The sequence below is a fragment of the Virgibacillus sp. 7505 genome, assembly GCF_002272135.1.
Taxonomy (GTDB): Bacteria; Bacillota; Bacilli; order Bacillales; family Amphibacillaceae; genus Terribacillus.
Genome location: NZ_NPBF01000013.1, coordinates 1 through 12338, shown reverse-complemented (window position 1 = coordinate 12338; position 12338 = coordinate 1). Strand labels below are relative to the sequence as shown.

Annotated in this window: 14 protein-coding genes, 2 tRNA genes and 1 pseudogene; 2 read left to right on the top strand and 15 right to left on the bottom strand. The window is 43.2% G+C overall.

The annotated features are described in order from the left end of the window. Positions 1–95: 95 nt before the first annotated feature. The 12 genes from CHH91_RS04365 to CHH91_RS04310 all read right to left on the bottom strand — a co-directional run bounded on the left by CHH91_RS04365 (position 96) and on the right by CHH91_RS04310 (position 8504). Positions 96–169: transfer RNA gene (locus CHH91_RS04365), tRNA-Arg, on the bottom strand. 1 nt (position 170) lies between these two features. Then, a tRNA-Gly gene (locus CHH91_RS04360) sits at positions 171–244 on the bottom strand. 122 nt (positions 245–366) lie between these two features. Further along, positions 367–921 carry a DUF420 domain-containing protein gene (locus CHH91_RS04355; RefSeq protein WP_095220273.1) on the bottom strand — a complete coding sequence of 185 codons (555 nt, stop codon included), beginning with the start codon at positions 919–921 and terminating at the stop codon, positions 367–369. An 88-nt stretch (positions 922–1009) separates the two neighbouring features. After that, a complete protein-coding gene (locus tag CHH91_RS04350) occupies positions 1010–1522 on the bottom strand; it encodes a metallophosphoesterase family protein (RefSeq protein WP_095222262.1) in 513 nt (170 codons plus the stop codon). Between the two features lie 9 nt (positions 1523–1531). After that, positions 1532–2131 (bottom strand): XTP/dITP diphosphatase, encoded by a 600-nt coding sequence (locus CHH91_RS04345; RefSeq protein WP_095222261.1) that lies wholly within the window; start codon positions 2129–2131, stop codon positions 1532–1534. Positions 2132–2253: 122 nt separating this feature from the next. After that, positions 2254–3159 carry an NAD(P)/FAD-dependent oxidoreductase gene (locus CHH91_RS04340; protein WP_095222260.1) on the bottom strand — a complete coding sequence of 302 codons (906 nt, stop codon included), beginning with the start codon at positions 3157–3159 and terminating at the stop codon, positions 2254–2256. A gap of 68 nt (positions 3160–3227) precedes the next feature. Continuing rightward, positions 3228–3629, bottom strand: a complete 402-nt coding sequence (locus CHH91_RS04335) for an Rrf2 family transcriptional regulator (protein WP_095222259.1) — start codon at positions 3627–3629, stop codon at positions 3228–3230. Positions 3630–3898: 269 nt separating this feature from the next. Beyond that, positions 3899–5035, bottom strand: coding sequence for a GerMN domain-containing protein (locus CHH91_RS04330; protein ID WP_095222258.1), 1137 nt, complete (start codon positions 5033–5035; stop codon positions 3899–3901). A gap of 72 nt (positions 5036–5107) precedes the next feature. Beyond that, positions 5108–5923: a glutamate racemase gene (gene racE, locus CHH91_RS04325; RefSeq protein ID WP_095222257.1), complete on the bottom strand. Its 816-nt coding sequence runs from the start codon at positions 5921–5923 to the stop codon at positions 5108–5110. A gap of 2 nt (positions 5924–5925) precedes the next feature. Beyond that, positions 5926–6411, bottom strand: coding sequence for a MarR family winged helix-turn-helix transcriptional regulator (locus CHH91_RS04320; protein ID WP_095222256.1), 486 nt, complete (start codon positions 6409–6411; stop codon positions 5926–5928). A gap of 12 nt (positions 6412–6423) precedes the next feature. Further along, complete coding sequence (locus tag CHH91_RS04315) at positions 6424–7905, bottom strand: potassium/proton antiporter (RefSeq protein ID WP_095222255.1); 1482 nt, start codon at positions 7903–7905, stop codon at positions 6424–6426. A gap of 152 nt (positions 7906–8057) precedes the next feature. After that, positions 8058–8504: a hypothetical protein gene (locus CHH91_RS04310; protein ID WP_095222254.1), complete on the bottom strand. Its 447-nt coding sequence runs from the start codon at positions 8502–8504 to the stop codon at positions 8058–8060. Positions 8505–8822: 318 nt separating this feature from the next. Here CHH91_RS04310 and CHH91_RS04305 point away from each other — a divergent pair, with 318 nt between their 5' ends. Further along, positions 8823–9134, top strand: a complete 312-nt coding sequence (locus tag CHH91_RS04305; RefSeq protein ID WP_176465665.1) for a TM2 domain-containing protein — start codon at positions 8823–8825, stop codon at positions 9132–9134. Positions 9135–9351: 217 nt separating this feature from the next. On the opposite strand, the gene CHH91_RS04300 is transcribed toward CHH91_RS04305, so the two are convergent. Continuing rightward, entirely contained in the window at positions 9352–9702 is a 351-nt protein-coding gene (locus CHH91_RS04300; RefSeq protein WP_095222253.1) for a hypothetical protein, read from the bottom strand. A 359-nt stretch (positions 9703–10061) separates the two neighbouring features. Between CHH91_RS04300 and CHH91_RS04295 the strand changes: the two genes are divergently transcribed. Continuing rightward, positions 10062–10529 (top strand): GNAT family N-acetyltransferase, encoded by a 468-nt coding sequence (locus tag CHH91_RS04295; protein WP_095222252.1) that lies wholly within the window; start codon positions 10062–10064, stop codon positions 10527–10529. Between the two features lie 121 nt (positions 10530–10650). Here CHH91_RS04295 and CHH91_RS04290 read toward each other — a convergent pair whose 3' ends face one another. Together CHH91_RS04290 and CHH91_RS04285 are read right to left on the bottom strand one after the other, a co-directional pair. Next, complete coding sequence (locus CHH91_RS04290) at positions 10651–12051, bottom strand: M24 family metallopeptidase (protein ID WP_095222251.1); 1401 nt, start codon at positions 12049–12051, stop codon at positions 10651–10653. Positions 12052–12260: 209 nt separating this feature from the next. Further along, positions 12261–12338, bottom strand: a pseudogene (locus tag CHH91_RS04285) (helix-turn-helix transcriptional regulator); the annotation flags it as partial.

Sequence of the window (12338 nt, the reverse complement as noted above, 5' to 3'; positions counted from 1 at the left end):
CCCCTCCTCTTGACCACCCGCCCCAGGGGCTAGTCATCAAAATAAAAAACGCCAGAACCCTTATATATCAAGGTTTCTAGCGTCTTTGTTGTTAGCGTCCCAAGAGGGATTCGAACCCCCGACCCACAGCTTAGAAGGCTGTTGCTCTATCCAGCTGAGCTATTGGGACATGGAGCGGGTGAAGGGAATCGAACCCTCGACATCAGCTTGGAAGGCTGAGGTTTTACCACTAAACTACACCCGCGTGTTTCTTTTATGTATGCTGTCCTCTCTTAAGGACAAGATTTATTCTACATGATATTTAACATATAGTCAACAGTTTTTTTGAAATTAAGAAATTGCCCCGGTTTCCCGGAGCAATACTCCTTAATAATACGGGCGGATCATTAGGTAAACGATGACGCCTGTAAGGCTGACATAAAGCCATAATGGCATTGTCCAGCGGGCAATTTTTCGGTGCCTTGGCACGTCCATATTCCAAGCACGTGTAATCGATGCAAGGGCCAGCGGTACGATGACTGCTGCCAGCACGATATGCGTGATCAGGATAAAGAAATAAATCGGACGGATGATACCTTCGCCTCCGAATGATGAATCTCCTGCCAGGTAGTGATAAGCTACATAAGAAATCAAGAATAGTGTTGTTGTGACAAAAGCTGAATAGATGAAGCGCTTATGCCAGATGATATTCTTCTTCATGATGAAGATCAGTGCCAACAGCAGGAAGACGAACGTAAAGCTGTTGAAGATAGCGTTCAGCATTGGCAGGATGTGTACGTCGAATAGGTCAAAGCCTTCGACAGGCGGTAAGCCGCTCAGTACGACAACCAATCCATCTATGATGATGGTCAGCCAAATAACTAGCGGACGATAATTGCGTTTTTTATGATTTGGTTTGTAACCGAAATCGGCTTCATTCATACAAAATCACCTCAATTCATTCAAACACTAGTATAACGTAAGTGTGAGGTGATTCGGCAATAAAAACGTTACAATTTTTTGTCCGAGCTTACTTGAAAGTAACGGATTTTTCCAGTTCCGGTACTTCTTCGCCACCTAATGTATAGTATCGAACCGTTGCAATCCCATCTTCGTAGGACAAAATGCAATATGTCGGATATGGCGACTGCTTAGGCAGGCGGATGCTGCCAGGATTTATATACAGCCTGCCATCAATTACGTCCGCTCTCGCCACATGTGAATGGCCGTAGCAAACAATCTTGGCTTCTCTCTCAGCTGCCAGCTTCTCCAATGATCGGAGACTCGATTTCACTCCATAAAGATGACCATGCGTAATAAGAATCGGCAGTTCAGATGCTGTCAACTCCTCCACTTCTGGATAAGCTCTGTCATAATCACAGTTTCCAGCAACCCGATAATAGCCTTCCATCTCTGGCGCATCGAAAGGCAATTCAGAATCACCACAGTGAATATATGCTGCAACTTCATCCTCATGTCGCTGCTTCAGCTTGCTTACTTCTGCTGTCAATCCATGGCTATCGCTCGTTATCAGTATCTTCATCCTATCTCCTCACTTCGCTTGGTCATTCAGCCATTTTTCCAAGTGAACCATTGCCTGTTTCCGGTGGCTGATCTGATTCTTTTCTTCCGGCTTTAGCTCGGCCATCGTTTTATCATAGCCTTCTGGCTGAAAGACGGGATCGTAGCCAAAGCCATGTTCGCCGCTTGGTTCTTCCGTGATCGTACCTTCCACATGGCCTCTCGCATAGAATGTTTCCTCTCCTGGCTGCGCAAGTGCCAATACACAAACGAATCGAGCTGTACGCTTCCCTTTCGGTACATCTTTCAGCTCTTCCAGAACTTTATCCATATTTGCTTGATCACTTTTTTCTTCTCCGGCATAACGAGCTGAGTAGACACCCGGACGACCTTCAAGTGCATCGATTTCCAGACCGGAATCATCCGCAAGTACAGGAACCTGCAAGTGGCCTGCCATTATTTCTGCTTTTAACGCGGCATTTTCCTCGAATGTCGTGCCTGTTTCTTCGATATCATCGAATTGCTCTGATAATTCATCTAGTCCGTAAGCTGTAATATCGTATTCTTCGAAAAAGGCTTTGAATTCCTTCAGTTTTCCTGCGTTTTTTGTTGCGATGATGATTTTATCCATTGTAATCACTCCATTCAAATCTTATGTATGTCTATTACCCTAGATAGTACCTAAATATTAATATGTATGAAAAAGGCGAGCTTCTATTAAAGTATAGCTCGCCTTTCAACGTTTTTCAAAGATCAGCTAAAACGGGACTCAACAAAGTGCATATTCATATTTGCCGCCACTCTTGCACCGTCAGCTGCTGCCAGCAAAAGAGAAGAAGGTGCTTGATTTACATATTCACCAGCGGCATAGATATCCGGCACGCTTGTTTGTCCGAATTCGTTCACCATCAGTCTGCCTTGTTCATCAAATGAGCACCCCAAACCGGCAGCCAGTCTATCTTTTCGGACGAATTGCGGGACAACAAAGCCACCTGTCCTTTTTATTCGATTATCATTTTCAAAGACAACTTCTTTTAGGATCCCATTCTCTCCAATAAGATCCACTATCCTTGCCTCCTCGATTAGTACACCATGCTTCTCGTACAAAGAAAAAGTATTTTGTTCAAGTTCATATCCATTTGATGCAATGACAAGATCCCCTGTCCAGTTCAGCAGCAATTTCCCCATATGGCGAATACCGGACTCTGTTTCAGCAAACAGAATCAGCGGCTTATCTTTTCGTTCATACCCGTCGCAATATGGACAGGAGAAAATGCTCTTACCATAAAATGAAGCAATGGAAGGGATTGCCGGGAAAGATTCTTTAATACCGGTCGCCAGTAAGACCTTTTTTATTAAGTAAGGGCTGTCATGTGTTTCTATCACAAAACTAGCTGCGTCCTTTTGCTTGATTCGAGTCACTTCAGCCGAAACAAATGTGACATTCGGATATTTTGCCAGATCACGTCTGGCTTCTTCCCTGAATTGAGCTGGTGTGATACCATCTCTCGTTAAGAATCCATGAGATTCTTGAGTCACCTGGTTACGGTTGGTATCATTATCAAAAATAATCACATTCTTTCTGGCTCTCACAAGTTGAAGCGCTGCACTCATCCCTGCTGCACCGCCGCCAACTATACCGCAATCCCATTTTTCCATTGTCCACACTCCTTCGCAGATTTAAAAGACTTATAATGTCTATGATTGTACGAAAGAAAAAACAGCTTTTATTTGCTGCTTTTACCCTCTAGCAATGACGCTATAGTTGTCTGACGAAGCTCCTGCTCCATCTGCTCTTCTGCTCTTTCCATTACTCGCTTCACGACACAAGCAGGCTCGTCATGTAAGCTGCATTCAAAGATCGAGGCTTTCCCTTCTATCGCTTGGATAATATCAAAAAAGGAGAGTTGCTGCCATCCGTTTCTGAGCTTATATCCACCATTTGCTCCCGAAGAAGATGTAATAAGGCCTTCTTTCACCAGCTTGGTGAGTATCTTAGACAAATAAGTCGGTGAAACCTGCTGATGATCGGCAAGCTGCTGCACTCCGATCGGCTGCTGACTCGCTCCTTCTTTGGCTAAATAGAGCATCGTATGCAGAGCGTAATTCGTCGCTTTGGTGAATTTCATTTGCCGCACTCCAATCATAGACTTTACATATCTATGATAACTACTTAGACTTTACCTGTCAAACGATAATTGCTTATCGATTTCCCGATCACGATGAGATGATTAACAACCAAAACGACAATGTTTGCAACCAACAATTGATACGATATCACCGTTTGTTCCCTCTTGGATAAATATGTATACATCCCCCTCAATTGTTATCAACAGAAAGCATCCTTTTCTTTTACCTGCAATAAAAAAGCCCGGTCAAATGACCGGGCTTTCTCATTTTACAATTTTTCTGCTGGAACGTACTGTTCTCTAGAGACTGGCTCAGCGTATGCTTCACCGTGCTCGTTGAACACTTCTTCCACACCTTCTACTTTCACGGAAACAGCTTCGACCTCTTCAAGCTCTGTCAAGCTCATGACAAGTGTTTCCATAAGCTGGTCTGTAATCGCAGCTTCATCCACGTTGCTCAATACTTCTTTATTGAATTCAAGATTGAGGACGCCATCTTTCAGTGTCGGCTCTGAAGCTAGTGCAGAGCCTGTGTTGAAGACGTTGGACAAATTGCTGTCCATGGCTGGTCCATCAATCAATGCATTCACGATCTCTTCATAGCTGTTTTCTGCGTTGCTGTTCATTCGCTCAGTGACCGGCACTTCATAAGGTGTGCCATCTACTGCTTCTGCCGGGAAGTAGAGCGTGACAGATTGGCTGTTCACCGTAGTGATGCCATTATCCATCAAGTTGATGCCGTCCGCACGGGAATAGCTTTTCCCGATAGGTGTTCCATCAACCGGCATTTTTGCCAGGTCTTGTCCTTCTACGCGGATAGCTACATTTTTCACATTCTCAAACTGTGTCAATGTGTACGTGATGGATTCGAGAATCTTCTTCTCACTGGCTGCTTCGTATTCGTTGAATTCCTTTGAGAAGTCAACGATCAGTGTTCCGTCTTCCTGTGCATCGATTCCATTGATGGTTGTACCTGCTGGCAATACTGCTTGGAAGCCGTTAGGAAGCATGTCCGTCACTGGACCATCCTTCACGAGGTATTCCAATGTTTCTTTGGCTACTTCATTTGTCTGCGGCAGTTCAAATGTCATCGGTACGACCATTCCATTGGCATCCATCAGAAACAGCTGACGTTTTGCAGTAGCGGATTCGCCTTCTTTAGCACCCTCTTCAGGCTTTTCTTCCTCACCCTCTGCTGGTGCTTCTCCTTCAGCCGGTGTTTCCCCTTCGGCTGGTGCTTCTGCTGCGCCAGGCTCAAGCGCATTTTTCTCCAGCTCGTCCACATAAGTTGTATCCTGCGGCACGTCCACTTCATCCACAGCCTGTTCTCCTTTCAAGGAGCATCCGGCCAATAAAATGGAAAGGCCTATTACGCTAGTGAAAAGACCTGCAATCTTTTTGTTCATACGCACTTCTTCCCCCTTGATGGTTTGTACTATCATGTATACGAGCCATCAAAGGTTTTAGACCATCTTTATTTAAATAGACTGTTTGCTGCCAAGCTGGATCCTTCCGACTTCATTAACTGGGCGCTGCAGCCACATATTTGCTATCTTCATGAAAAGATGCGTATCTCCTGATGCATAGAATTGATGATTAACAGGGCGATCTCCTTCATACAGCTTCCGTTTGAAGCCTAAAATCGCACTTACTTCACGAGCTGTCTCATCGCCAGAGCTGATTACTTCCACCGATTCACCGATCACTTCTTCAATCACTGGTTTAATGATCGGATAATGCGTGCACCCAAGGATGAGTGTGTCCATCTCTTTCCAATCCTTTAATGGAGTCAATGCGTCTTGAACGACCTGTCGAGCCAATGGACCGGACACAACACCTTTTTCCACCATCGGAACGAATGTTGGACAAGCGAGCCCTTCGATTTCTAGCTCACTATTGATATTTTTCAGCGCTTTACGGTACGCATGGCTGCGGATCGTGCCTTCTGTACCGAGTACACCGATATGATTTGTTTTTGTCGTCTTGATAGCTGCACGTGCGCCTGGCTCAATAACACCGACAACCGGGATATCAAGCTTCTGCTTCAGCTCTTCCAATGTAAAAGCTGTCGCTGTATTGCAGGCGATGACGAGCATCTTGATGTTCTTTTCCAGGAGGAAATTCACCATGTCCCATGTAAATTCCACCACTTCTTCTTCCGGTCTGGGACCGTATGGACAGCGCAGTGTATCCCCGACATAGATGAGATTTTCCTTCGGCAGCTGACGCATCAGCTCCCTTGCAACGGTCAAGCCGCCTACTCCTGAATCAATGACACCAATCGGATAATCCACGTTTATCTCCTCTTTTTCTTCTCTGTTTTAGCCTCTAGCTGTTCGTAATCATTCATTTTACCGTGTAACTTATGTAAGAGCAACTGCAGCTGGTCTGCCTCTTCCAAAGAAAAAGTTTCCAGCAGCTCTTGCAGATATGCTTGACGCTTTTTGATCACTTCCGAGATGATCAGTTCTCCCTTTTCCAGGATATGCACTCGTACGATGCGTCGGTCCTTTTCATCACGCACGCGTTTTACAAGCTCATTCTTCTCGAGCCTGTCTACGATATCAGTCGTCGTACTGATTGCAAGCCTGATTGTCTGGGAAAGGTCGCCAGTCGTCATATCTCCTTTGTCCGCCAGCCATTGCAGCGCGACGAACTGCGGTGCCGTAATCGGATACTGCAGGAGGATCTCACGTCCTTTTTGCTTGATGATTGCGGCAATATGTCGCAGCTCTTTTTCGATCGCTGCAATTCTTTCAGCTGTCAGTGTGTCTTGCACCATTCATTCCTCCTGCTATTCTTCCGTTAGTTTATTCCTGCGCAAATATTTTGCAAGTTGTTTTTTAAATTGTAAGGAAACCATGATATACAGTGTGTCACCTGCTTTGATGACGGTCTGTCCGTTTGGTGAGATTATCTCACCGCTCCGGAGTATGGCATTGATCAACGTCGTCTCAGGAAAGCTGAGATCCTCCAGCCGTTTTCCGGATATCTCATTCAGTTCCGTTGGTTTATATTCTACCATCTCGAGATTGTTCCGTCCTATACTGATCAATTCAAGAGTCTCAATTTCATTCGTTGTCGGCGGTTCCACCAATTTAAGCTTGGCCGCAAGTGCCGTGACCGTCGAGCCCTGCAGAACTGTTGATAAGAGGACGACGAAGAAAACGGCATTAAAGATGAGCTGACTGTTTTCGATACCTGCAATGAGCGGGAAGAGTGCCAGCACGATTGGTACGGCACCTTTCAGGCCTGCCCAGGAAATGAACAGCTTCTCTTTTGCAGAATACTTAAAACGAATCAGCGACAGGAACGTTGCGAGCGGCCGTGCCAAGAAAATCAGTACGAGCGACAGCAAGAATCCTTTGATCATCAAACTCGGTGTAAACAATTCGGAAGGGAAAACAAACAACCCAAGCAAGACGAACATACAAATCTGCATAAGCCAGCCAAAACCCTCATTGAACCGAATAATGGAACGACGATACGTGATTTCAGCATTCCCGATATAAAGGGCGCTGACATAAACCGCCAATAGTCCAGAAGCATGAATAATAGATGTCAATCCGTAGCTCACCAAAGCGAATGAGAGCGCGAATAGCGGATAAAGACCGCTTGTATCGAGATTGATCCGATTGATCGCAGTGACAGCTATGAATCCGATCAGCAGCCCCATCGCTGCTCCTGCTCCCATTTCCCATATAAAGCTGCCGATCATGGAAAGCACGCTCGAGCCATGGCCGCTGATTAGTTCAATACAAGTGATTGTCAGGAACATAGCCATCGGATCATTCGTACCTGATTCCGCCTCTAATGTCGCAGCAAGCTTTTCTTTGACATTCTGCCCTTTCAAGACAGAGAAAACTGCAGCTGCATCGGTCGAACCGACAATCGATCCAATCAAAACAGATTCAAGCCATGTCAAATCGAAGATATAGTGCGCCGCAACAGCGACGATTGCTGCTGTCAGCAGCACCCCTACTGTCGCCATGGTGATTGCCGGAGCAAGTGCCGGCTTCATCGAATGCCAATTCGCATGAAGACCACCTTCAAATAAAATGACAATCAGCGCAAAGATACCAATTGCCTCTGCCAAATGGGCATTATCAAAATAAACAAGTCCAAAACCATCACTTCCGACAATCATTCCGACCGCGATGAACAAGACAAGTGCCGGGACACCCAGCCTCGTCGAAAACTTCGTCACCACTACACTCACAACAAGCAGCAGCGCAAAGAGAAAAATGAATTGATTCGTTACCATATAATCGTGCATGAACATCCCCCTACAAGGTGTCGATCGATATCTGACTTTTCTATCCTATCCTTAATGATACAGTTAAAAACGCTGTACTGCATGTAATTAGCCCTCGCCAGAGCTGACCATATCAAAAAACCGACTCATGAGAGTCGGCTTTTTACTACTATTTATTTGAACAAAGAACTGAATGTATACGATCGAAACAACTCAGAGAAGGAGGAAAGCGGTAATTCATGATAAGGTATGGTTTTGCACCCATTGATGCTGACCATTATGCAATTCTGAACATCATCGTATCGGCTGACAACCGTATTCCCCTTCCTCATCGCCCACTTCTCAAAATCCGCTGGCGGAGAGCTTCCAAGCTTTGCTGCCTGAAATTGTGCAATGCTGCACTCCGCCCCGCTATAATATGTAGCTACTTCGGTGAGCGTCAAGTGATGCATCTCGGCAAACGGCATCATCACAATCTCATCATCTTCATCAGCCATATAATATTCCCCTGCTTCGGTCACACGTACAAAAGCTTCTCGAACATCCCTGTAAATCTGCTGCTGCAAACTCGGCAGCGATGAAATGACTGGAGCGACAGACGGACTTTTCACAATTTCCATGGAAAACCCTCCTTTTCTGAACAGTTTCGACAGATTGGGAGGGATACCTGCAATTTCCAAACAAAAAACATACTATTTCAGCTTATTCACCACAGTTACCAAAAATTTAACTGAAACCAATGATACAAGATACAAAGGATACTCTCTCTCTCTCACCATCTAAACCTCTACTAAAATAAAGGTTTTCTTGTTTAGCCCCTATATCAAAGGAGCTAATTAATAATATTTTTGTCTATTTTTGTCGAATAAACCAAATATTCCTTTACTATGATATAGTTAGTAAGAACTAATTATATTGTTTTATATGGAGGTCTTTTGGTGGATAACGTTTTAATGAAGAGGGATTTAACAGCAGAGCAATTATCAATTGTACATAGTGAACTGGAGAAAAAATCCAAGAACAAAGTAATTATGTACTTACTTTGGTGGTTTACTGGTGCTGTCGGTGGTCATAGGTACTATTTAGGTGATGCTGGCATGGGTATTGCTATGACCTTGACTTTAGGAGGATTTGGTTTTTGGGCATTAATTGATGTCTTCTTTATCGGGAAAAGACTAGAAACAAAAACAGAAAGACTTGAAAGAGATATTATTGAAAAAGTCAAAAGTTATACGAAAACAACAGCTTAAAAGTAAAGTCCGTTACCTAAGATTAACCTAGTCATACGGAATTCAAAAAAATCCTTAAGTGATACACTTAAGGATTTTTTATTGAAAACAGATGTTCTATAGAACAAATTGCTGAAATGTATCCCGTTAATTAGTTTTATAATTAATCTGCCGAAGGAAAACTATATAGCTTTTAACATGGACGTGAGGTAACAGAAAACGAGAAGGGTAATATCCCTTATTCTCCGCCGCCCCCTCCGCCATCTGAACCTCCACCTCCATCATAGGAAGGGCTGCTCGGACCGGAATCATAGGACTGGGAACTTAGATCTGTGTCGTGATATCGCTTGTTATGGCTATCACTATCCGAATCAACCATCAAGGGAATATGTACATATGAATTCCCATCATTGTCTGATTTACTTTTGGTTTGTGTGCTTTCTTTTGTATGTTCGTGACTTTTATTATTATCGTTCCGTTTCTTCTTTTGAACAGCAATTAAGATTAATACTATGGCTGCTAATAATACAAGAACTACACCAATAAAGATATTTGTCGCTATATTATTATTAGCTGTAATAATATCCATTAGAACCTCACTCCTTAAATATAAATAAAGCAGTAGTTAATTCCTTAACTTTCCTTGTTTTTACAGGATAACATAAATTTATTTACTATATTCCATTCTTACTATTCTATTTGAGTTAAATTCTGATATGTACCTTTACAGTAGTTGAAAGATCGTATATAAAGGCAAAGTTGCTCTATACCCCGTACTCATATTTCAGTTATACCCTACTAGCTAAACCATAAGGGGTTGATCCTCATGTTCTAAAGCTTGGATCACTGATATTAACTCGTCTTGATAGCTATTGATATTAGGATCTTAAAATACCAATAAATGATAAAATAAAGTGAGAGGATAATTGGTTTGGAGGAGTGAGATTGATGCAGACAGAATTAAGAAAAATGAATGAGGAAGAGTTTGATCAATACATAGAAGAGTTTATTCCTGACTATGCAAAGGATTTATCCATTAACTTTCTCTTACCTATGGATTTAGCCTTGCAAGAATCCAGAGAACTAATAGCCAGTTTATTGCCTGACAAACAGGAATCTGACGGTCAATCAGTGTACAACATCTATTCCATGACTGAGGAAAAGAACATCGAAGTGATTTGGTATAACATTCAGTCTGACAGTAAAAAAGTTTTTATATACCACATTCATGTTTATGAGGATTTCAGAAAGCAGGGGTATGCAACTTCAGTACTCCGACAGTTGGAATCGGATATGAGAAATAAAGAAATCACGTCATTAGGACTGAGTGTTTTCGGAAATAATCCAGGCGCTTATAACCTATATAAGAAGCTCGGGTACAATACTGCATCTATTTCAATGGGTAAGACTATTTGAATCCTTTGACCGTCCTTTTAAACGGATATTCGAAATAAGATTAACCGCGTTAACACCGCGGTTAATCTAGTTTGGCCAATTTCCAGGATAAGTGCAAAATATGCTCTATCCAACCTAAAAACTACTGTTTTTTTACTGTAAATGCATACTTCTTATTTAATAAATAAGGGCGGTAATAACCGTTTATTGTAGACATCGGAAGAACTTCCGGATGAAGTTGAATACCAAGCGTATGGATCATATACTCTCTGCGAGTTTGGATCCTTCCCCATAGTTCTGGGTAGCGCTCGGACAATTCTGCACGTAGTTCTTCGTCGGCTAGTACAATACCATCTTCCGCATTCGCTCCGCCGTATCCTGGAATACTAGGGATAATATCCATCTGGAACATCATGCCGCTGGCAAGTTGGATTTCTGAATTGGGATACATAGGAGAAGACATCCATTCTTCACCAGCCGTTAGATGACCCGGGTTAAGCTTCCATCCATATCTTGATTTAGGCAGGACAGATTCAATTAATTCATACATCTCCCCACCTGTCATACCAATTCTAACATTCTCATACCAAGCAACACTTGCTGCGTAATAAGGCTTAGCAACTGCATCTATATAATCAGATACATCCTCAGGCAGTTCTTCAGCAGATGATACAACATAGGCGGAGCGGTTAGTAAGACCCCCTCTGTAACCTACTGTGACTGAAAACTTATCACCTACTTCTACTTTCTTTGCTCTTGGAGCCACTACTGCGTTCGTAAAGCGATCACCCGTAGCACAAATCGTCTGGACATTATTCGGCTGCCCATAGGCAGCTAGTCCATCCGCAAGCTCCATCTCTGTTTTTCCAGGTTCTAATTGATCAAGCACTCGTAAAATTCGGGACGATGCAAGGGAAGCTCCAAACTCATAGTGAGCGATTTCATTTGCATTCATTAAAGTACGAGCACCCGTACCTGGATGAATGAATAATGAAGTGGCATTTAAAACACTGCCGGAATCTTTCACTAACTCCTTTACAGCGTTAACTATAAAATACGGCGTATCAAACAGCTGCTGATTGTCTTCATAAGAACTCGTAAACATTTTCCATCCTGCAATACCAACACGCATTCCTTCTTTAATACCTGCAGATGCAATAAGTTCTGCAAATGTCTTATCAGTCTGCATCGGCTGATTCGGCAGTGAAAAGTACGATACAAGGATAGCATCTGCTTCTATACGGCTGTATTGGTTCATTCGAAGAGATTCATTACCTAATAACAAGTAAGCCTGCCCATTACGATGTAAAACCAATACAGCTTCCTCAAATCTTGGCTCAAAACCTGTAAGATAGCCAAAGTTGGTGCCATGTTCACGATCTCCGTAAACAAGAAGAACATCCAGTCCGGCGTCTTTCATCTGGGCAACAATCTTCTCTTTATGAAGCTGCATCGTTTCATCATTCAGATCCACTGGTAACTCTGCAGCTGTTTCAGCAGGTGCAGGCACTTCAATATAGCGTATTCTCTCTATGTATTTCATCAAAACTACTCCTTTGCTTATGTATCTAACAATTACATTGTAAGCGATTTACTCATGCATGAGTTAGTGAATGTTTTATGGCTTAAACATTTTTTGGAGAAACAAAAAAACCGACCATCACAGTCGGTTTTAATAGCCGTCACAGCAAGCCAGTACTCTCTATCCGCTTACAAACAGCTATGTCAGTCAACAGGCAGAGCTCGTGCCTGTCAGAGCTTCAGTTCCCCCATGCGAAGGAGCTCCACTACAGCCTGAGACCGTCCCTTTACTCCCAGTTTCTGCATCGT

Coding starts and splice junctions, on each gene's coding strand:
- CHH91_RS04290 (WP_095222251.1), bottom strand. CDS start 12,051: ATGAAATACATAGAGAGAATACGCTATATTGAAGTGCCTGCACCTGCT.
- CHH91_RS04310 (WP_095222254.1), bottom strand. CDS start 8,504: ATGGAAATTGTGAAAAGTCCGTCTGTCGCTCCAGTCATTTCATCGCTG.
- CHH91_RS04355 (WP_095220273.1), bottom strand. CDS start 921: ATGAATGAAGCCGATTTCGGTTACAAACCAAATCATAAAAAACGCAAT.
- CHH91_RS04345 (WP_095222261.1), bottom strand. CDS start 2,131: ATGGATAAAATCATCATCGCAACAAAAAACGCAGGAAAACTGAAGGAA.
- CHH91_RS04300 (WP_095222253.1), bottom strand. CDS start 9,702: ATGGATATTATTACAGCTAATAATAATATAGCGACAAATATCTTTATT.
- CHH91_RS04295 (WP_095222252.1), top strand. CDS start 10,062: ATGCAGACAGAATTAAGAAAAATGAATGAGGAAGAGTTTGATCAATAC.
- CHH91_RS04340 (WP_095222260.1), bottom strand. CDS start 3,159: ATGGAAAAATGGGATTGCGGTATAGTTGGCGGCGGTGCAGCAGGGATG.
- CHH91_RS04350 (WP_095222262.1), bottom strand. CDS start 1,522: ATGAAGATACTGATAACGAGCGATAGCCATGGATTGACAGCAGAAGTA.
- CHH91_RS04320 (WP_095222256.1), bottom strand. CDS start 6,411: ATGGTGCAAGACACACTGACAGCTGAAAGAATTGCAGCGATCGAAAAA.
- CHH91_RS04335 (WP_095222259.1), bottom strand. CDS start 3,629: ATGAAATTCACCAAAGCGACGAATTACGCTCTGCATACGATGCTCTAT.
- CHH91_RS04315 (WP_095222255.1), bottom strand. CDS start 7,905: ATGCACGATTATATGGTAACGAATCAATTCATTTTTCTCTTTGCGCTG.
- CHH91_RS04330 (WP_095222258.1), bottom strand. CDS start 5,035: ATGAACAAAAAGATTGCAGGTCTTTTCACTAGCGTAATAGGCCTTTCC.